General features: G+C 70.5%; 18 protein-coding genes and 1 pseudogene. 2 read left to right on the top strand and 17 right to left on the bottom strand.

Going from position 1 to position 19,326, the window contains the following annotated elements; translation table 11 throughout:
- The first annotated feature begins 80 nt into the window (after positions 1-80).
- Complete coding sequence (gene atzF, locus ACIRQH_RS19430; RefSeq protein WP_404226640.1) at positions 81-1,748, top strand: allophanate hydrolase; 1,668 nt, start codon at positions 81-83, stop codon at positions 1,746-1,748.
- Positions 1,749-1,833: 85 nt separating this feature from the next.
- Here atzF and ACIRQH_RS19425 read toward each other — a convergent pair whose 3' ends face one another.
- From ACIRQH_RS19425 to ACIRQH_RS19370, 12 genes are all read right to left on the bottom strand, one after another.
- Positions 1,834-4,695 (bottom strand): DEAD/DEAH box helicase, encoded by a 2,862-nt coding sequence (locus ACIRQH_RS19425; protein WP_358817134.1) that lies wholly within the window; start codon positions 4,693-4,695, stop codon positions 1,834-1,836.
- 40 nt (positions 4,696-4,735) lie between these two features.
- Positions 4,736-5,626, bottom strand: coding sequence for a diacylglycerol kinase (locus ACIRQH_RS19420; protein WP_388868772.1), 891 nt, complete (start codon positions 5,624-5,626; stop codon positions 4,736-4,738).
- Between the two features lie 29 nt (positions 5,627-5,655).
- A complete protein-coding gene (gene tatC, locus ACIRQH_RS19415) occupies positions 5,656-6,603 on the bottom strand; it encodes a twin-arginine translocase subunit TatC (RefSeq protein WP_358817132.1) in 948 nt (315 codons plus the stop codon).
- 47 nt (positions 6,604-6,650) lie between these two features.
- On the bottom strand, positions 6,651-6,935 hold the full coding sequence (gene tatA / locus ACIRQH_RS19410) for a Sec-independent protein translocase subunit TatA (protein ID WP_388868776.1): 285 nt from the start codon (positions 6,933-6,935) through the stop codon (positions 6,651-6,653).
- A gap of 237 nt (positions 6,936-7,172) precedes the next feature.
- On the bottom strand, positions 7,173-7,367 hold the full coding sequence (locus tag ACIRQH_RS19405; protein ID WP_388868779.1) for a hypothetical protein: 195 nt from the start codon (positions 7,365-7,367) through the stop codon (positions 7,173-7,175).
- Between the two features lie 10 nt (positions 7,368-7,377).
- Positions 7,378-7,638: a hypothetical protein gene (locus ACIRQH_RS19400; RefSeq protein ID WP_358817237.1), complete on the bottom strand. Its 261-nt coding sequence runs from the start codon at positions 7,636-7,638 to the stop codon at positions 7,378-7,380.
- A 95-nt stretch (positions 7,639-7,733) separates the two neighbouring features.
- Positions 7,734-8,759: a WYL domain-containing protein gene (locus tag ACIRQH_RS19395; protein ID WP_362978271.1), complete on the bottom strand. Its 1,026-nt coding sequence runs from the start codon at positions 8,757-8,759 to the stop codon at positions 7,734-7,736.
- Between the two features lie 16 nt (positions 8,760-8,775).
- Complete coding sequence (locus tag ACIRQH_RS19390; protein ID WP_358817128.1) at positions 8,776-9,729, bottom strand: WYL domain-containing protein; 954 nt, start codon at positions 9,727-9,729, stop codon at positions 8,776-8,778.
- 123 nt (positions 9,730-9,852) lie between these two features.
- Complete coding sequence (locus ACIRQH_RS19385) at positions 9,853-10,224, bottom strand: FKBP-type peptidyl-prolyl cis-trans isomerase (protein WP_358817127.1); 372 nt, start codon at positions 10,222-10,224, stop codon at positions 9,853-9,855.
- Positions 10,225-10,281: 57 nt separating this feature from the next.
- Positions 10,282-11,283, bottom strand: a complete 1,002-nt coding sequence (locus ACIRQH_RS19380; protein ID WP_388868786.1) for an FKBP-type peptidyl-prolyl cis-trans isomerase — start codon at positions 11,281-11,283, stop codon at positions 10,282-10,284.
- Positions 11,284-11,411: 128 nt separating this feature from the next.
- Positions 11,412-12,773 carry a Pup--protein ligase gene (gene pafA / locus ACIRQH_RS19375; RefSeq protein WP_081223485.1) on the bottom strand — a complete coding sequence of 454 codons (1,362 nt, stop codon included), beginning with the start codon at positions 12,771-12,773 and terminating at the stop codon, positions 11,412-11,414.
- Positions 12,774-12,782: 9 nt separating this feature from the next.
- Positions 12,783-14,042 carry an MFS transporter gene (locus ACIRQH_RS19370; protein ID WP_358817125.1) on the bottom strand — a complete coding sequence of 420 codons (1,260 nt, stop codon included), beginning with the start codon at positions 14,040-14,042 and terminating at the stop codon, positions 12,783-12,785.
- A gap of 108 nt (positions 14,043-14,150) precedes the next feature.
- Here ACIRQH_RS19370 and ACIRQH_RS19365 point away from each other — a divergent pair, with 108 nt between their 5' ends.
- The gene (locus ACIRQH_RS19365) at positions 14,151-15,170 is read left to right on the top strand and encodes a LacI family DNA-binding transcriptional regulator (protein WP_404226639.1); all 1,020 of its coding nucleotides are present in this window, start codon (positions 14,151-14,153) and stop codon (positions 15,168-15,170) included.
- Positions 15,171-15,267: 97 nt separating this feature from the next.
- Here the strand turns inward: ACIRQH_RS19365 and prcA are convergent, their stop codons facing one another.
- The 5 genes and pseudogenes from prcA to dop all read right to left on the bottom strand — a co-directional run bounded on the left by prcA (position 15,268) and on the right by dop (position 19,146).
- Complete coding sequence (prcA, locus tag ACIRQH_RS19360) at positions 15,268-16,011, bottom strand: proteasome subunit alpha (RefSeq protein ID WP_358817123.1); 744 nt, start codon at positions 16,009-16,011, stop codon at positions 15,268-15,270.
- A gap of 57 nt (positions 16,012-16,068) precedes the next feature.
- Complete coding sequence (prcB, locus tag ACIRQH_RS19355; RefSeq protein WP_388868797.1) at positions 16,069-16,914, bottom strand: proteasome subunit beta; 846 nt, start codon at positions 16,912-16,914, stop codon at positions 16,069-16,071.
- A pseudogene (locus ACIRQH_RS19350) lies at positions 16,866-17,069 on the bottom strand (endonuclease domain-containing protein); the annotation flags it as partial. The pseudogene ACIRQH_RS19350 and the gene prcB, both read right to left, overlap by 49 nt.
- A 182-nt stretch (positions 17,070-17,251) precedes the next feature.
- On the bottom strand, positions 17,252-17,470 hold the full coding sequence (locus ACIRQH_RS19345; RefSeq protein WP_328667880.1) for a ubiquitin-like protein Pup: 219 nt from the start codon (positions 17,468-17,470) through the stop codon (positions 17,252-17,254).
- A 164-nt stretch (positions 17,471-17,634) separates the two neighbouring features.
- Positions 17,635-19,146, bottom strand: coding sequence for a depupylase/deamidase Dop (gene dop / locus ACIRQH_RS19340; protein ID WP_355865675.1), 1,512 nt, complete (start codon positions 19,144-19,146; stop codon positions 17,635-17,637).
- Positions 19,147-19,326: the final 180 nt, after the last annotated feature.

Genomic DNA, 19,326 nt, shown 5'->3' with positions numbered 1-19,326 from the left:
ACGCACCCGCCCGTCACCCGTCACCCCAGGCCCCCGGGGCCGCCACGACCCCCGGGCCACGGTCCGTACCAGGAGTTCCGATGTCCGCTCTCGCCCGAGTCCGCGCGGCCCACGCCCGGATCGAGGCCGTCGACCGCCCCGAGATCTGGATCGGCCTGCGCCCCCGGCCCGACGTCGAGGAGGAGGCCCGGGCCGTGGACGCGCGCGTCGCCGCGGGCGAGCGCCTCCCGCTCGCGGGCAGGGCCTTCGCCGCCAAGGGCAACATCGACGTGGCGGGCCTGCCGACCACGGCGGGCTGTCCGTCCTACGCCTACACACCGCGAGCCGACGCCCCCGCGGTCGCCCGGCTCCGGGCGGCCGGCGCCGTCCTCCTCGGGACCACGAACCTGGACCAGTTCGCCACCGGCCTGGTCGGCACCCGCTCCCCCTACGGCGCCGTCCGAGGTGCCCTGGACCCGGCCCGGATCAGCGGCGGCTCCAGCTCGGGATCCGCCGTGGCGGTCGCCCTCGGCATCGTCGACCTCGCCCTCGGCACGGACACCGCGGGCTCCGGCCGCGTCCCCGCCGCGTTCAACGGCATCGTCGGGCTGAAGCCGACCCGCGGCCTCGTCCCCACGACCGGCGTCGTCCCCGCCTGCGCCTCCCTGGACTGCGTGACCGTGTTCGCCCGGACCCTCCCAGAGGCCGAACAGGCCCTCGCCCACCTCGCGTCCCCCTCCGCCCGCGTGCTGCCGCCCCTCGCGCAGCGCGCACCTGGACCCTGGCGCGTCGCGGTCCCGCCGACGGCACAGCTCGGGGAGCTGGACGAGGGCTGGGCGGAGGCCTACGAGGAGGCCGTCGAGCGGCTCGTCGCCGCCGGGGCCGAGGTGCGCACTCTCGACCTCACCCCGTTCACCGAGGCCGCCGCGATGCTCTACGAGGGCGCGTTCGTCGCCGAGCGGTACACGGCGGTGGGCGGCTTTGTCGACAAGCTGATGGCCGAGGGTGGTGCCGGTCTCGACCCGACCGTCGCCGGCATCATCACCCGTGCCCGCGACGTCCCGGCCCACCGCCTCTACGCGGACCAGGAGCGGCTGGCCGGTTTGCGGGCCCGGGCACTCGCCGAACTGGCCGACGCCGACGCCCTGTTGCTACCCACCGCGCCCGGCCATCCCACGCTCGCCGACGTCGCCGCCGACCCGCTGGGCACCAACGCGCGCCTGGGCCGTTTCACCAACTCCACGAACCTCTTCGACCTGGCGGCCGTCGCGGTACCGGCCGGACGGACGCCCGCCGGGCTCCCGTTCGGCGTGATGCTGATCGGCCCCGCCTTCACCGACGGACGGCTCGCACGGATCGCCCGGTCACTGGAACCGGAGACGCGCCTCGCCGTGGTGGGAGCGCATCTGTCCGGCCAGCCGCTCAACCCGCAGCTGCTGTCGCTCGGCGCCCGCCTCGACCGTACGACCACGACCGGGCCCGTGTACCGGCTGCACGCCCTGGCCACCACCCCGCCGAAGCCGGGTCTCGTCCACGTCGGCGCGGGGGGTGCCGCCGTCGAGACGGAGGTGTGGTCCCTCCCGGCGGAGGGACTCGGCCGCCTGCTGGCGGCGCTCCCCCGGCCCATGACCCTGGGCGGCGTCGAACTGGCCGACGGCAGCCACGTCCCCGGCTTCCTGTGCGAGCCCGGCGCGTTGGAGGGCGCGCCCGACATCACCGCCTACGGCGGATGGCGCGCCTACGTGAGCCGCCCGGACGCGGACGTCTGAGCACCCGGCCCCCCGATCCCCCGCACGAAAAAGGTCCGGCGATCGCAGGACGCGACCGCCGGACCCGGGAGAGTCCTCAGAGTCCTCAGCCCACCGACGTGTAGGCGACCACCCCGCGCAGCAGGCCGTCGACCGCCTTGCGCGCGTTCTTCGCGACCGTCGAGTTCCCGCCGCCCGAGACGGGCGCCGCGGCCGCGATCTGGCCGAGCACGTCGATGACCTGCTTGCACCAGCGCACGAAGTCGCCCGCGGGCATCTCGGCCTCACGGAGCACCTCGTCGAGGCCCTTGCCGGACGCCCACTCGTGGGCCGCCCAGGCGAAGCCGAGGTCCGGCTCGCGCTGGCCGACGCCCTCCGTCTGGCTGATCCCGAAGTCCTCCTCCAGCGCGTCGAGACGGCCCCAGATGCGGACCATCTCGCCGAGAGCGGCCTTGGCCTGTCCGGACGGCACCTTCGGAGCCATCGCGTCGTCGGCGACCCGCGACTCGTACACCAACGCCGAGACGCAGGCGGCCAGTTCGGCGGGGCTCAGTCCGTCCCAGACCCCGGCGCGCAGGCATTCGCTGGCCAGCAGGTCGAGTTCGCCGTAGAGCCGGGCGAGCCGCTTGCCGTGCTCGGTGACCTCGTCGCCGCGCAGGTAGTCCAGCTCGGTGAGGAGGGCGACGATCCGGTCGAAGGTGCGGGCGATGGTGTTCGTCCGGCCCTCGATGCGGCGCTCCAGCTGCGAGGTGTCGCGCTGCAGCCGGTGGTAGCGCTCGGCCCAGCGGGCGTGGTCCTCGCGGTCGCTGCACCCGTGGCAGGGATGCGCGCGGATCGCCGTGCGCAGCCGGGCGATCTCACGGTCGTCGGCCGCCTCCGCGCGCTTCTTGCGGTGCCGGTCCGGGACGACGTGCCCGGCCTTGGTGCGCAGCGCGGACGCCAGGTCGCGACGGGACTGGGGCGAGCGCGCGTTGAAGGACTTGGGGATCCGCATGCGGTCGAGGGCCTCGACCGGTACGGGGAAGTCCATCGAGGCGAGCCGCTTGACCTGACGCTCGGCGGTGAGGACCAGCGGACGCGGGCCGTCGTGCTGTTCGAAGCCGCGGTGGCCGTTCGACCGGCCCGCGGGCAGTCCGGGGTCGAGGACCAGCGCGAGCCCCGCGTACTTTCCGGTCGGCACGTGGATCACGTCGCCCGGCTTCAGCTTCTCCAGGGCGACGGCGGCCTCCGCGCGACGGTGCGAGACACCCTGCCGGGCCAGCTCGGTCTCGCGGTCCTTGAGCTCGCGGCGCAGGCCCATGTACTCGTCGAAGTCCCCGAGGTGGCAGGTCATGGACTCCTTGTAGCCCTCGAGACCCTCCTCGTTGCGCTGCACCTGCCGGGAGATCCCGACGACCGACTTGTCGGCCTGGAACTGCGCGAAGGACGTCTCCAGGAGCTCGCGCGAGCGGTGCCGCCCGAACTGCTCGACCAGGTTCACCGCCATGTTGTACGACGGCTTGAAGCTGGAGCGCAGCGGATAGGTGCGGGTGCCCGCGAGTCCGGCGAGGTGCTCGGGGCTGAACCCGCGCTGCCACAGCACGACCGCGTGGCCCTCGACGTCGATGCCGCGGCGGCCGGCGCGGCCGGTCAGCTGGGTGTACTCGCCGGGGGTGATGTCGGCGTGCTGCTCGCCGTTCCACTTGACGAGCTTCTCCAACACGACCGAGCGGGCGGGCATGTTGATGCCCAGCGCGAGGGTCTCCGTCGCGAAGACGGCTCTCACCAGGCCGCGGACGAAGAGTTCCTCCACGACCTCCTTGAACGTGGGCAGCATGCCCGCGTGGTGGGCGGCGATGCCGCGCTCCAGGCCCTCCAGCCATTCGTAGTAGCCGAGGACGTGGAGGTCCTCGTCCGGGATGGAGGCGGTGCGCTCCTCGACGAGTTCACGGACCCTCACGCGCGCCGCGTCGTCGTTCAGCCGGAGGCCCGCGTGCAGGCACTGCTGCACGGCGGCCTCGCAGGCCGCGCGGCTGAAGATGAAGGTGATGGCGGGCAGCAGGCCCTCGGCGTCGAGCCGCTCGATGACCTCGGGGCGGCCCGGTGTCCAGATGCGCGAGCGCTGTCTGCGCTCGCGCTCACGGTCGGCCTCGCGCATCGCCCGGCCCCGCTTGCGGTCCTGGTACGACGGGCGGCTCGCCTCCATGCGCGCCATACGCGTGAGGTCGGGGTTGACGGCCTTCTTCTGGCCCTCGCCCTCCTCGAAGAGGTCGTACATCCTGCGCCCGGCCAGCACGTGCTGGAACAGCGGGACGGGCCGGTGCTCGGAGACGATCACCTGGGTGTCGCCGCGCACGGTGTCCAGCCAGTCGCCGAACTCCTCCGCGTTCGACACGGTCGCCGAGAGCGACACGAGGGTCACCGACGCGGGGAGGTGGATGATCACTTCCTCCCAGACGGCGCCCCGGAAGCGGTCGGAGAGGTAGTGCACCTCGTCCATCACCACGTACCCGAGCCCGAGGAGGGTCTGCGAGCCCGCGTACAGCATGTTCCGCAGGACCTCGGTGGTCATGACGACCACGGGTGCCTCGGAGTTGACGCTGTTGTCGCCGGTGAGGAGGCCGACCTTGTCCGCGCCGTAGCGACGGGAGAGGTCGGCGTACTTCTGGTTGGAGAGCGCCTTGATCGGCGTGGTGTAGAAGCACTTCTTGCCCTGCTGGAGGGCGAGGTGGACGGCGAACTCGCCGACGATCGTCTTGCCCGAGCCGGTGGGCGCCGCCACCAGCACCCCCTTGCCCGCCTCGAGCGCCTGGCAGGCCTCGATCTGGAAGGGGTCGAGACCGAAGTCGTACATCTCGCGGAAGGGTGCGAGTGCGGTGGCCTGCTCGACAGCGCGCCTGCGTGCTGCCGCGTACCGCTCGGCCGGTGAGAGGTCCTCTGTCATCGTGCTTTCGAGACTACCGGGAGCCACTGACATGGGGACGATCATTATCCGGATCGGATCCTGTGAAACCTCGGATCCCCGCAGCTCAGGGGTGCGCGACGCGCACGGCCCCGGGTATGCACTCCGCGGTCAGCGGCAGCGGGCCCAGCGGTTCCCCGTCCGCGTAGCCGGTGACTCCCGCGGCGACGAGCTCGACGCGGGCGGCCCGGTGCACGGTGACCACGGGGTGGTCGACGTGGGTGCCGCGGTAGACCTTCGGGAACACCGTGAGCAGCGTGGCGCGGCCGCAGTTCCCGACCACGGTGATGTCGAACAGCCCGTCGCCGAGGTCGGCGCCGGGGCAGATCCTCATGCCGCCGCCGTACGAGGGTCCGTTGCCGACGGCCACGAGGGTCGCCTCGATCTCATGTGTCTCACCGCCGTCGAGGGTGAGGCGGTAGGAGAAGGGGCGGAAGGCGGCCAGCTCGGCGAGCATGGCGAGGTCGTACTTGAAGCGGCCGACCGGCAACCGCATCCGGTTGCCCCGGTCGTTGACCCGGGAGTCGAACCCGGAGGCGAGGACGGTGCCGAACCAGGTCCCGTCGACCCGGCCCAGGTCGACGGCCCGCAGCCGGTCCTCCTTGAGCGCGTCGGCCGTCAGGGCCGCAGCGGCGGCCGGGTCGCCGAGCGGCAGGCCGAGGGCGCGCGCGAAGTCGTTCCCGGTGCCGCCGGGGACCAGGCCGAACGGTGTGTCGGTTCCGGCCACGGCCTGGAGCGCGAGGTTCGCCATGCCGTCGCCGCCGACGGCGACAAGGGCCCCGGTCCCGTCCGCGACGGCGGCCCGGGCCCGGGCGAGACCGTCCGCGGCGTCCTCGCCGAGCACGGTCCGTACGGAGAATCCGGCGGCCCGGAACGCGGAAGCGGCCGGCTGCGCCGCGTGGGCGCCCCGGCCGCGGCCCGCGGTGGGGTTGACGAAGAGGGTGATCTCGCTGGTCACAGGCTGACCCTACGAGTTCCGGACCTCCGTCAGGTCACGTCGTCATAACCGTTGACCCGCTCGGAGGTCGCCTGCTCGGGCAGGGCCCGGCTGGCCGAGACGGACTCGACCGCGCCGACGTCCTCGGGCGTGAGGTCCAGCTCGGACGCCTCGTCGTCGGCCGGTCCCGATTCGTCGCGCCGACGCTTACGCCGGTCGTTGAACAGCGAGAAGGCGACCGCGCCGAAGTACAGGATCCAGATCGGCCCGGCCAGCGCCAGCATGGTCAGCGGGTCGGTGCTGGGGGTGGCGACGGCGGCGAAGACCGTGATGCCCATGATCATGCCGCGCCACCAGCCGAGCATGCGCCGACCGGTGAGGATGCCCGTGAGGTTGAGCATCACCAGGAGCAGCGGCAGCTCGAAGGAGAGACCGAACACGACCACCATGCGCGTGACGAGGTCGAGCAGGTCGTCGAGCGGCAGGAGGTTGTCGACGCCTTGCGGCGTGAACTCCATCAGGACCTTCGCCGTGGTGGGAAGCACCTTGTAGGCGAAGAAGGCGCCGCCGAGGAACAGCGGCACGCCGGTTCCGACGAACGCGTACGCGTACTTCTTCTCGTTCCTGTGCAGGCCGGGCGCGACGAACGCCCAGAGCTGGTACAGCCAGACCGGCGAGGCGAGTACGACGCCCGCCATCAGGGAGACCTTCAGCGCCAGCGTGAACGGGGCGAGCAGACCGTTGATGGTGATCTGCGCGCACTGGTGGTTCTTGGGCTGCTTCGCCAGCTCGGCGAAGGTCTCCGGACATCCGACGGAGTCCAGGACCGGCTTGGTGAAGAAGTTGATGATGTCGTTGTAGTAGAAGGCGGCGACGATCGTCACGAGGACGATCGCCAGCATCGCCTTCGCGAGCCGGTTGCGGAGCTCGCGAAGGTGGTCCGCAAGGGGCATCCGCCCCTCGGGATCCTTCTCCATGTTGCGGGCAGGCTTGGGCAACCCACATCCTCATCTCATGCGGCGAGCCGGACGTCGCCGGCCCTGCGTCAGCGCTTGGTCGTGTCCGTCGGCTCGCTGACCGGCCGCGAGCTGGTCACGTCGCCGGGGGAAGCCTGGATGGTGCGCTGCGCCGGGGGCTGCTCGTCGGTGTTCGGCGGGCCGGCCGGGGCGGAGTTGCTGCCCTCGTCCTTCATCGCCTTCGCCTCGCTCTTGAGGATGCGGGCGGACTTGCCGAGCGACCGCGCCATGTCCGGAAGCTTCTTCGCGCCGAACAGCAGGATGATGACGACGAGGATGAGAATGATCTCGGGAGCGCCGAGCCTTCCGAACATAAGTCTTTACCTTCTCACCGAGGCTGCATGGTCGGGGTGCTGTCCGAACGGTCGGACTTGTGTCCGAACGTCGTGGTGACAGCGATCGTAACGCTCAGGGGTGAACGCGGGGCAATCCCTGTGCGTACTCCCAGTTCGCGGTCCGCGCCTCGTTATCCGGCCCGCGACCTTGAGCGTACCTGGCCGCAGCACGAAGTTGACAGGCCGAAGTGACTCATTGCGCAACCATGGAACGACTCATACCGCATCCACGGAGCGCGCGGCCCCCTCGGCGGCCTGTTCCAGGTCAGCGGCGGCGCGGTCGATGCGGCGCGCGGCCTCGGTGACCTGCTTACCGAGACGCTCCGCTTCCAGGAAGACACGGACGGCGAGCACGCCGAGCACGGTGATGCCCAGGAAACCCACGGCGATCGCAAACATCGGCCAGAACATGACGTCGACCCTAGAGGGTGGAGTGCAGCCGCAGGGTGCGCACCCCACCGCCGGTGAGCAGCTCGACGATCCGCTCCCCCGCCGGCTTGCGCACGGCGGAGCCGCACTCGGGGCACGTGAACGAGTAGAACGTGGTGCGGCTGCTGGCGCCGATGGCCAGACGCAGGGCACCCGGGGTGAGCTCGAAGCCCGCACGGCAGTCGGGACAGGCGGCCCTGAACATCACGTCGACCACCCGTCTCATCCCGGCGAAGGCGTTCCCGACCGACATCTCCGCGGTGCCGGGGAGCGATCCCGTCCTGCGCACGGCATCCGGCCGCTCCGACGTGCTCGGCCTCCCCGGCGCACCCGACCTCGGCAACGTGCTCAAAGCGCCTGCTCCCGCCTCTCGTACGGCCCGTCCTGAACCCCCGCGGGCCCGTCCGGCACGTCGTAGGCGGCGAGCGCCTCGCGGGCCGCGCTGCGGGCGCTGTCCGCGAGGTCCTGCGGCGCGACGATCCGGCCGTCACCGCCGAGACGCAGGGCGAGGCGCCGAAGCGACGTCGGGTCGGGGGTCCGCAGAGTGATACGCAATCCGCCGTCGGGCAGCTCAACGGCGCTGTCGTGCGGGTAGTACTCGGCGACCCAGCGCCCGGCGGGACCGACCTCGACGACCACCTCGGGGTCCTCGGCAGCGGGCTGCACCAGTCCTTCGGAGAGGTCGCGCAGTTCGATCTCGGGCGGGGCGGAGGGCTCGTCGAGGATGCGGATCTCGGCGACCCGGTCGAGCCGGAAGGTACGACGCGCCTCGGAGCGGCGGCACCAGGCCTCGACGTACGTGTGGCCGACGGTGACCAGGCGGATCGGGTCGATCTCGCGCTCGCTCAGTTCGTCCCGCGACGGCGAGTAGTAGCGGATCCAGAGCCGGCGTCGCTCGGCGATGGCCCGGTCCACGTCGGCGAAGACACCGCCCTCGGACTCGAAGGTCACCGACAGCCGCGCGCTGGCACCTGCCGCCTCGCCCGAGGCGGCCTCGACCTTGGCGGTGGCGCGGAGCAGCGCCTGCCGGTCGCCCTCGCGCAGTCCGGGCAACGTGGAGACGGCGCGGGCTGCCACCAGGAGCGCGGTCGCCTCGTCGGCGGCGATCCGCAGCGGCTCGGCCACGTCGTCGGGGTTGTGCCACCAGATCCGGTCGCCGTCGGTGTCGATGTCGAGCAGGTCGCCGCCGCGGAAGCTGGTCCCGCACAGCGGCAGCACGTCGAGGTCGGAGATCAGCTCGTCCTCGGTGATCCCGAAGGCCCGGGCGACGTCGCCGACGCGGGCGCCGGGGCGCTCGCGCAGATACGTCACCAGGGACAGCATGCGCCGGGTCTGGTCGATCGCGTTCGTGGGCCTGGCCGGTTTTCCTGCCACTTTCCTACGTTCCCCCTCAGCCCTTGGCCACGGCACGCAGCCGGTCGACCACGTCGGCCCGCAGTTCGGCGGGCTCCAGGACCACCACGTCCGGCCCGAACTCGACGAGCCAGGCGTCCAGCCCGTGCCCGTACGGAATCTCCAACTCGTCCCAGCCCTCTCCCAGTTCCCGGACGGAGATGGCCTTGGCGCGCAGCGGGTAACCCGAGCCGGAGCGCAGCCGGATCAGCGCGGAGCGGTCGGCGATCTCCCCGGCCCAGCCGGCGACCGTCTCGCGCACGGTGACGACGTCGGGCACCTCGGCGGTGTACCGGCCGGCTCGCGCGCGGACCTTGTCGGTGATCCGGGACAACCGGAAGACCCGCTCGGCACCGCGGTCGCGGTCCCAGCCCGCGAGGTACCAGTGGCCGCGCCAGCACTCGAGGGCCCACGGCTCGACGTGCCGGGTCTCGGGGTGCGCGGCGGTGGCCTTGCGGTAGTCGAAGACGACCGGGCGGCGGTCGCGGCAGGCCAGCATCAGGGGTTCGAAGGCCGCTTCGTGAACGGGGATGTGCGGTTCCAGGGCGCCGAACGAGCCGTACGGGTCGACGTCCTCGAGCAGTCCGGCGGCGCGCAGCTTCTGGAGGGCACCGCTCGCGGCTCCGGCCAGCCTGGCCTGCTGCCACACCTTGGCGGCGAGGCCCAGGGCGGCCGCTTCCTCGGCGTCGAGGGTGATGGGCGGCAGGCGGTTGCTGTCGCGGCGGGCGAGGTACCCGATCTCACCGTCGAGGTTCTCGACCGTCTCGATGACCAGACCGAGTTCGCGCAGGTCGTCCTTGTCGCGCTCGAACATCCGGTTGAAGGAGTCGTCCGATCCGGCTTCCAGGTAGGCCTCGATGGACTCGCGGAGTTCGCGCTTGCTGAGCGGCCGCCGCGTCCCGAGCAGACACAGCGCGAGGTTCATCAGCCGCTCGGCCTTGGCAATGGCCATCGACGCCCTTCCCTATGGTGCTTCCGACCGATGACCGTACCGCTCCGACGTGTCCGGACAAAAGCCGAGGGCCCATGCCCGGACAGGCATGGGCCCCAGATGATCGGGTCCGGTCCGCTGTGATCAGACTTCGAGCAGGTCGACCACGAAGATCAGCGTCTCACCGGGCTGGATCGCCGGGGTCGGGCTCTGGTTGCCGTAGGCGAGGTGGGCGGGGATGGTCAGCTGGCGACGGCCGCCGACCTTCATGCCCTGCACGCCCTGGTCCCAGCCCTTGATGACGCGCCCGCCACCGAGCGGGAAACGGAACGGAGAGTTCCGGTTCCAGCTGGCGTCGAACTCCTCGCCCGTGCTGAAGGCCACACCCACGTAGTGCACCGTGACGGTCTGACCCGCCTCGGCCACAGTGCCGTCGCCTTCCCAGATGTCCTTGATCTCGAGGTCCGCCGGGGGCTCGCCGCCCGGGAAGTCGATCTCGGGCTTCTCGATGCTCACGTCTTTGCTCCTGCTTGTCTACGTAAAGGCAACGCTGACAGTCTTACATCCCGGGGGTCACATCTTCGCCAGGATGTCGACCGAGAAGACGAGGGTGGAGTCCTTCTTGATGCCGCTGCCGGCCGGCGGCTTGTCCCCGTAGCCCAGCTTCGGCGGGATGACGATGAGGACGCGGCTGCCGACCTTCTTGCCGGTGAGGCCCTGCGCCCAGCCCTTGACGACCTGCTGGAGCGAGAACGACGTCAGCTGGCCCCGGCTGTAGGTGGAGTCGAACTCCTTGCCGCCGTCCCACAGCACGCCCTTGTACTGCACGAGGACGCTGCTGTCGGCCGCGACCTCCGCGCCGTCACCCTCGATGACGTACTCCGCGACGAGCTTGGTGGGCGCGTCCGCCTTCGGGACGGCGATGGAGGGGGCCTTGCCGTCGGTGTTGGTCCCGACCTTGGGCAGCGCGGCGTCGCCCTGCGGGACGTCCTTGCCCTTCGCGGAACTCTTCGAGTTGAACGAATTCTCGATGTCGACGACGAACACCAGCGTGTCGGTGCCCTTGATGCCCGCCTGCGCGTTGCCCTGCGTGCCGTAGCCCCAGGTCGGCGGGACGGCCATCTCGACGCGGCTGCCGACCTTCTTGCCCACCAGGCCGTAGCGCCAGCCGTCGATGATGCCGCCCTGCGCGAGCTGGATGACCAGCGGCGTCTTGCGGTCGTAGGAGTTGTCGAAGACCTTCGCCGTGGACCACACCTGGCCCAGGTAGTTGGCCTGGATGTAGTCGTTCTCCGCGACCGTCTTCCCGCCGCCCGCGATGACCGTCTTGACCGCGAGGTCCTTCGAGGGGTCCCCGGAACCCTTCGCGACGGTCGGCTTCTCCCCGAACTTCGTACCGGCCGTGATCGCCGGCAGTGGTCCGTCGACGATCTTCGGCGGGGGCGGAGCCGACGCGGAGGCCGAAGGCGACGGGCTGCTGCTGGACTTGGCGGTGTCGGACTTGTCGTCGTCACCGCATCCGGCGAGTGTGACCAGTCCGGCGGGAACGGCGATGAGGAGTGAGCGTCGGCGCACGGTGGGGGCCTCGTATCGGTCGATCTTGGTTGATGGCGTGCGCGCAACTCTACGACGTGAGAAGGGCGCCGTACGGAAAACGTACGGCGCCCCGCGTTGCGTTCCGCATCCCTCGCGGAACACCCGGCTCACATTCCGGCGATCAGCTTCTCCACCCGGTCGTCCACGGACCGGAAGGGGTCCTTGCACAACACCGTGCGCTGTGCCTGGTCGTTGAGCTTCAGGTGGACCCAGTCGACGGTGAAGTCGCGGCGCTGTTCCTGGGCACGCCGGATGAAGTCACCGCGCAACCGCGCGCGAGTGGTCTGCGGCGGCACGGACTTGCCCTCGAAGATCTTCAAGTCGTTGCAGATCCGCGCGGCTTGCCCCTTCCTCTCCAGCAGGTAGTAGAGGCCACGACGGCGGTGGATGTCGTGGTAGGCGAGGTCTATCTGCGCCACCCGCGGGTGGGACATGGTCATGTTGTGCTTGGCGCGGTACCGCTCGATGAGCTGGTACTTCATGACCCAGTCGATCTCGGTACCGATCCGGTCGAGGTCCTCGGCCTCGATCGAGTCGAGCACACGGCCCCACAGTTCGAGGACCTGTTCGACGGTGCCGGTGCGGATGCCGCGGCGGTCGACGAAGTCCACGGCCTTCTCGTAGTACTCGCGCTGCACCTCGAGCGCGGAGGCCTCACGGCCGCTGGCGAGCCGCACCTTGCGGCGGCCGGTGATGTCGTGGCTCACCTCACGGATCGCCCGAATGGGGTTCTCCAGGGTGAGGTCGCGCATGACGGTGCCCGCCTCGATCATGCGCAGTACGAGGTCGGTGGCACCGACCTTGAGGAGCATGGTCGTCTCGGACATGTTCGAGTCGCCGACGATGACGTGCAGCCGGCGGTAGCGCTCGGCGTCCGCGTGCGGTTCGTCCCGTGTGTTGATGATGGGCCGGGAGCGGGTCGTCGCGGAGCTGACGCCCTCCCAGATGTGCTCGGCTCGCTGGCTGACGCAGTAGACGGCGCCTCGCGGCGTCTGCAGCACCTTGCCGGCGCCGCACAGCAACTGCCTCGTCACGAGGAACGGGATGAGGATGTCCGCGAGCCGGGAGAATTCCCCGTGCCGGGCCACCAGATAGTTCTCGTGGCAACCATAGGAGTTGCCCGCAGAGTCGGTGTTGTTCTTGAACAGGTAGACGTCGCCCGCGATTCCTTCCTCGTGCAGGCGTCGTTCGGCGTCCACCAGGAGTCCTTCGAGAATGCGCTCGCCGGCCTTGTCGTGGGTGACGAGTTCCGTCACGTTGTCACATTCCGGTGTTGCGTATTCCGGATGTGATCCCACGTCGAGATAGAGGCGAGCGCCGTTCCGCAGAAAGACATTGCTGCTGCGGCCCCATGACACGACACGGCGGAAGAGGTACCGCGCCACCTCGTCGGGAGACAGGCGCCGCTGTCCCCTGAACGTACACGTGACGCCGTACTCGTTCTCCAGCCCGAAAATGCGGCGGTCCATGACTGAACATTACGCCCGATCCCCTGAGCTGAAACGGGGTTCGACGGCACGGTTTGGATCATTTTCCGATGAGACCGCAACAACCCCGCCCCGGCCGGTAGCTGCGAGGACCCGCCCCGTGGCCAGCAGAACCACCAGAGCGGCGGCACCCGCGGCCCCCGGAACGGCGAAACCACGGGCCGCCCCGCCCCACTCCACGACGGGCCCCGCGAGGCCCGTCCCGACCGACGCGCCCACGGTGAACGTCGTCACGAGCCAGGAGAACGCCTCGGTGACCGTGCCAGCCGGAGCGTGCCGGTCCACCAGCACGAAAGCGCACGCGATGCACGGCGCCAGGAAGACGCCGGCGAGCGTGGCGAGCGCGGTCATCGCGACCGGGCCGGGCGCGAGCATCAGGGGGAGGTAACACACCGCCAGAAGGGCCACCAGCACCCGCAGTCGCCGCTCCGGCGCCCCCGCCCACCGCCGCGCCCCGTAGACCATTCCCCCCAGCAGCGCGCCGAGGCCGATGCCCGCCATGAGCCAGCCGTACACGGCGTCCCCGCCGTGGCCGTCGGCGTACGACACCGCGGCGACGGTGATCGAGCCGAGCGCGATCCCGACGAAGAGAAAAGCTCCGAGCAGCGCCAGCAGGCCGGGCGAGCGCAGCGCGCCGAGCCAGTGCGCCTCACGCGGCGCCGAGCGCCACGCGCGCGAGGGCGGCGAGACGACGACGGAGAGGGCGCCCAGGACGCCGATCACGCCGAGGATCAGGAGCGCCGCCCGCGGGGACCAGAGCGCCGCGCACAGCGTCACGAGCAACGGCCCGACGGTGAACATGACTTCCTGCGCCACCGCGTCCATCGCGTACGCGGTGTGCACCTGTTCCTCCTTGCGCAGCACAGAGGGCCACAGAGCCCGCAGGCCGCCTTCCAGAGGCGGGGTGAAGAGGCCCGCCACAGCCATCGCGGCGCAGCCGAGCAGGGCCGGGTCCGTCCCGAGGAAGGCGAAGGCGCCCATCCCGAGGGCGGAGACGACGGCGGCGGGCAACTGCACCCGGGGCTGTCCGTAGAGGTCCACGAGCCGGCCCAGCAGCGGCTGTCCCACCGCGTTGGCCACCCCGTACACGGCGGCGAGCGCGCCGGCCAGGCTGTACGTGCCCCCCTCGGCCCGGACGAACAGCACGACGGCGATGGCCGCGGTGGCGTTCGGCAGCCGCCCCACGAGCGTGCCGACGAGGAGCCGGGCGGCATGCCTCGCCCTGAGGATCTCCAGGTATCCCGCGGCCATGTCGAGCCCTTCTCGTAGCGCGTGACGTCTCAAGTTTTACGTATAACGTCGTCTTTCATACGTACCATGTGCGCAGTCCGGGAGTCCAGACGAAGGAGCAGGCCGACGGTGGCACGAGGTAGTACGCGCCCCACGAGCAGGGACGTCGCCCAGGCCGCCGGGGTCTCCCAGGCAGCGGTCTCGCTGGTGCTCGGCGACAAATGGCGCGGCCGCGTCTCCGAGACGACCGCGGAACGGGTCCGTGAAGCGGCCCAGGAGCTGGGCTACCGGCCGAACCTCGCCGCCCGCAACCTCCGCCTCGGCCGTACCCGCACCGTCCTCCTCGTGGTCCCGGCACTCACCACGGAGTTCTTCGCGGGCGTCTACACCGGCGCGGCCCGGGTGGCCGCCGAGCGCGGCTTCGGCGTCGTCCTGTACCCCTCCCCCGAGGGCATCGGACCCGCCCGGGACCCCTTCGGCTCCGCCCAGGCCGCCCTCGACGGCGTCATCGCCTCCTCCATGGCCGCCGAGGCCCTCACGGCCATCCGCGGCAACCAGCTCCCCCTCGTGATGCTCGACAGCGACCCGGACGGCAGCCAGGGCGCCGCGACGGTCAACCTCGACATCAAGGACGGCGTACGCCAGGTCACCGACCACCTCCTGGAACTGGGCCACCGCCGCTTCCTGCACCTCGCCGCCGACATCCCCTCCTGGACCTTCGAGGTCCGGGCCCGCGAGATCGCCGCCCGCCTCGCCGCGGTCCCCGGTGCCGATCTGCGCACCGCCCGCGCCCCCATCTCCTTCGAGGACGCCCTGGCCGCCGCGCACACGGCCCTCTCCGACCCCGCGGGCCCGCGCCCCACCGCCGTCGTCTGCGACGACGACAAACTGGCGGCCGGCGCCTACAAGGCGGCCCGGCGTCTCGGCCTGCGCATCCCGGACGACATCTCCATCACCGGCCTCGACGACCTGGCCCTGGCGCAGGCGCTCGACCCCGAACTCACGACGGTGCGCCTGGACGCCGAGCTCTTCGGCGAGCAGGGGATGAAGGCCCTGCTCGCCGTCCTGGACGGCCGCACGCCCCCCGAGGAGGACATCCCGGTCCACCTCATCGTACGGGGCTCCACGGCCCCTCCAGGGCCCGCATAGCCGCGGAGGGAGCCCGCGGCGGCAGGTCGCGGGAACGGGGAAGGGCCGCCCCGGTGTGTACCGGAACGGCCCCTCGCCTCAGGCCCCTGCCGGGGCCTCACTCGTCGTCGGCGTCCTCCGCCTCGGTCGCGGTCTCCGCTCCCCCGACCTCCAGCAGCCGGGCCAGCTGACGTCCCACGATCCGCTTGAACTTGCGCTTCTGCGGACGCGTACGGTCCAGGACCGCGACCTCCAGACGCTCCGCGGGGATCTCCCGCTCGCCGCCGTTGGGCTCGCGGGACAGCGAGCGGACGGCCAGCTTCAGCGCCTCCGCCAGCGACATTCCCTCACGGTGCTCGGTGTCGAGATAGGTGCTGATCTGCTCGGAACTGCCACCGACGGCGACCGAGCCGTGCTCGTCGACGATCGAACCGTCGTGCGGCAGCCGGTAGATCTGGTCGCCCTCGGGCGTCTCGCCGACCTCGGCGACCACCAGCTCCACCTCGTACGGCTTCTCCGCCGCCGACGAGAAGATCGTGCCCAGCGTCTGGGCGTACACGTTGGCGAGACCTCGGGCGGTCACGTCGTCGCGGTCGTACGTGTAGCCCCGCAGGTCGGCGTAGCGCACGCCGCCGATCCGGAGGTTCTCGTACTCGTTGTACTTGCCGGCGGCCGCGAAGCCGATCCGGTCGTAGATCTCGCTGAACTTGTGCAGCGCGCGGGACGGGTTCTCGCCGACGAACACGATGCCGTCGGCGTACTGCAGCACGACCAGGCTTCGGCCGCGGGCGATGCCCTTACGGGCATACTCCGCCCGGTCCGCCATGGCCTGCTGGGGTGAGACATAGAACGGAGTCGACACCGGCTACCCGTCCCTTTCTGTCGAAGTCACTGGATCACCTGGAAAAGGAGGCGGGGCTCAGAGCAGCGCGGCGCGCGGGCCGTCGGGCTGTTCCATTCGTCGCTCCAGGATCGCGCGGGCGATCTCGGAGGACTCCTCGTCCGTGAGCCGGCGGAAGCCTTCCTCGGTGATCACGGTGACGATCGGGTAGATCCTGCGGGCGACGTCGGGACCACCGGTCGCCGAGTCGTCGTCGGCCGCGTCGTACAGGGCCTGGATGACCAGCGTCGTGACCTGATCCTCGGTCATGCCCTTGGCGTAGAGCTTCTTCATGGCGCTGCGCGCGAAGATCGACCCGGAGCCCGTGGCCGCGTAGCCGTGCTCCTCGGAGCGGCCGCCGGTGACGTCGTACGAGAAGATGCGGCCCCTCTCGCGGTCCACGTCGTATCCCGCGAAGAGGGGAACCACGGCGAGGCCCTGCATCGCCATGCCGAGGTTGGAACGGATCATCGTGGACAGGCGGTTCGCCTTGCCCTCCAGGGAGAGCTGCGCGCCCTCCACCTTCTCGAAGTGCTCCAGCTCCAGCTGGAACAGCTTCACCATCTCCACGGCCAGACCCGCCGTACCGGCGATGCCCACCGCCGAGTACTCGTCGGCCGGGAAGACCTTCTCGATGTCGCGCTGCGCGATGACGTTGCCCATCGTGGCCCGCCGGTCACCGGCGAGGACCACACCGTCGGCGAACGTGGCGGCGACGATGGTCGTCCCGTGAGGCGCCTCGATGACGCCCTGGACCGGCGGCAACTGACGCTTGCCGGGGAGCATCTCCGGCTGCTGCTCGGAGAGGAAGTCCATGAAGGACGACGACCCGGGCGTCAGGAAGGCAGCCGGTAGACGCCCGGTGCTACGAGTGTTGGCTTCCACGGGGATCCTTCCAAGTAGGCGGCAGCCCGACGAACAGCGTCGGGATCATCTCCCAACTTGCCGATGGCCGAATTGCAGTTGAAGCACAGTACGGCACGGACCCTACCCGTCCTCCGGCAGTGATCCACATGAATGGCGAGAGCTTTCCGGCGGATCGCGAAGAGCCCGTTTCCGGGCGTCCGCCGCCGGGTCCCGACCGCCTTCGCGGCAGCGGGCCGAGGCCTGTTGCCGGCGAAAGCCGCCCGCGGCTGGTTGTACCTGAGCGCCGCGAGCAGCCTCGCACCGCCATCGCCATCGCATCGTCGGTTCGAACCGACGATGCGATGGAAAGGACGGCCTACTGCCCGCCCTTCTGAACGAAGGACCTCACGAAATCCTCGGCATTCTCTTCGAGGACGTCATCGATCTCGTCCAGAACCGAGTCGACGTCGTCGCTCAGCTTCTCCTGGCGTTCCTTGAGGTCGTCGGTCGCCTGCGCGTCCTGCGTCTGCTCCTCGGCCTCCTCGGTGGAACGCGTCGCCTTCTGCTGTCCGCCGCCGGTGTCCTTGGTCGCCATAACCCTCACCCCGCTCGGTTCGACGTTCTTGATCAGACCCTACAAGCAGGGTCCGACATCGGCCCCGCAGTTTCACCAACGTACGGGGGCCACCTCGATGATTCCCGTCCGTCACGTGTTCCACCCTGTCGCGCCCCTCCGGCCTGTGCCGCCCGGGCGGGGACTCAGTTGCCCGAAAGGACCTTGACCAGGTCTTCGGCCGTGCGACAGCGGTCCAGGAGCTCCTTGACATGATTACGCGTTCCGCGAAGCGGCTCCAGGGTTGGGACGCGCTGGAGCGAGTCCCGGCCCGGCAGATCGAAGATCACCGAGTCCCAGGAGGCCGCCGCGACGTCGTCCGCGTACTGCTCCAGGCAGCGGCCGCGGAAGTACGCGCGGGTGTCCTCCGGCGGCTTCGTACGGGCCCGCTCGACCTCGTTCTCGTCCAGCAGGCGCTTGATCCTGCCGCGGGCCGCGAGACGGTTGTAGAGGCCCTTGTCGGCCCGTACGTCGGCGTACTGGAGATCGAGGAGGTGCAGCTTGGCGGCGTCCCAGTCGAGGCCGTCACGGTTCCGGTAGCCCTCCATGAGCTCCCGCTTGGCGACCCAGTCGAGCTCCCCGGAGAGGCTCATCGGATCGTTCTCCAGGCGGTTCAGGGTGTCCTCCCAGCGCAGCAGGACGTCCTTGGTCTGTTCGTCGGCGTCCGCCCCGTAGCGCTCCTCGACGTACTTGCGGGACAGCTCGAAGTACTCCATCTGGAGCTGGACCGCGGTGAGCGTGCGCCCGCTGCGCAGCGTGACGAGCCGCTTGAGGGTCGGGTCGTGGGAGACCTGGTGGAGGGTGCGGACGGGCTGGTCGACGGCCAGGTCGACGGCGATGAAGCCGTCCTCGATCATGGAGAGGACCAGTGCCGTGGTGCCGAGCTTGAGGTACGTCGAGATCTCGGAGAGGTTGGCGTCCCCGATGATCACGTGCAGGCGGCGGTACTTCTCGGCGTCGGCGTGCGGCTCGTCGCGGGTGTTGATGATGGGGCGCTTCAGCGTGGTCTCGAGGCCCACCTCGACCTCGAAGTAGTCGGCGCGCTGGCTGAGCTGGAAGCCGTGCTCGTGTCCGTCCTGGCCGATACCGACGCGGCCGGCTCCGGTGACGACCTGACGCGAGACGAAGAACGGCGTCAGGTGCCGCACGATGTCCGAGAAGGGGGTCTCCCGCTTCATCAGGTAGTTCTCGTGCGTGCCGTAGGACGCGCCCTTGTTGTCGGTGTTGTTCTTGTAGAGGTGGATCGGCTGGGCACCGGGGAGCTGGGCGGCGCGCTCGGCGGCCTCGGCCATGATGCGCTCGCCGGCCTTGTCCCACAGGACCGCGTCCCGCGGGTTGGTGACCTCCGGGGCGCTGTACTCGGGGTGTGCGTGGTCGACGTAGAGCCGTGCCCCGTTGGTGAGGATGACATTGGCCAGGCCGATGTCCTCGTCGGTGAGCTGGGTGGAGTCGGCGGTCTCCCGGGCGAGGTCGAAGCCTCGCGCGTCCCGCAGCGGGTTCTCCTCCTCGAAGTCCCAGCGGGCGCGGCGCGCCCGGTGCATCGCCGCCGCGTAGGCGTTGACGATCTGGGACGAGGTGAGCATGGCATTGGCGTTGGGGTGACCGGGGACGGAGATTCCGTACTCCGTCTCGATGCCCATTACTCGCCGTACGGTCATGCGGCCCTCCTTGCCCGGCGGCGCCCTCGGTCGGGGGCGCTGCTCAAGTACCGCTGGCGCTCCGGTGCGTGTGCGGTGCCCGTCCCCGCACTGCGCGACTCGGCGGTACGAAAGAGCCTAGAACGCCATTGCGCTCGTGGGGAGATCATTTGCGTCATTGCTGTACTCCAGCCGTGACCT

Source organism: Streptomyces sp. NPDC102279 (assembly GCF_044766365.1).
Taxonomy (GTDB): domain Bacteria; phylum Actinomycetota; class Actinomycetes; order Streptomycetales; family Streptomycetaceae; genus Streptomyces.
Note: the sequence above shows the minus strand (reverse complement) of the source record. Positions and strands in the feature narration are given on the sequence as shown.

Coding starts and splice junctions, on each gene's coding strand:
- dop (WP_355865675.1), bottom strand. CDS start 19,146: ATGACCGTACGGCGAGTAATGGGCATCGAGACGGAGTACGGAATCTCC.
- ACIRQH_RS19405 (WP_388868779.1), bottom strand. CDS start 7,367: ATGTTCTGGCCGATGTTTGCGATCGCCGTGGGTTTCCTGGGCATCACC.
- ACIRQH_RS19345 (WP_328667880.1), bottom strand. CDS start 17,470: ATGGCGACCAAGGACACCGGCGGCGGACAGCAGAAGGCGACGCGTTCC.
- pafA (WP_081223485.1), bottom strand. CDS start 12,773: ATGGACCGCCGCATTTTCGGGCTGGAGAACGAGTACGGCGTCACGTGT.
- tatA (WP_388868776.1), bottom strand. CDS start 6,935: ATGTTCGGAAGGCTCGGCGCTCCCGAGATCATTCTCATCCTCGTCGTC.
- ACIRQH_RS19370 (WP_358817125.1), bottom strand. CDS start 14,042: ATGGCCGCGGGATACCTGGAGATCCTCAGGGCGAGGCATGCCGCCCGG.
- atzF (WP_404226640.1), top strand. CDS start 81: ATGTCCGCTCTCGCCCGAGTCCGCGCGGCCCACGCCCGGATCGAGGCC.
- ACIRQH_RS19425 (WP_358817134.1), bottom strand. CDS start 4,695: ATGATCGTCCCCATGTCAGTGGCTCCCGGTAGTCTCGAAAGCACGATG.
- ACIRQH_RS19400 (WP_358817237.1), bottom strand. CDS start 7,638: ATGTCGGTCGGGAACGCCTTCGCCGGGATGAGACGGGTGGTCGACGTG.
- ACIRQH_RS19390 (WP_358817128.1), bottom strand. CDS start 9,729: ATGGCCATTGCCAAGGCCGAGCGGCTGATGAACCTCGCGCTGTGTCTG.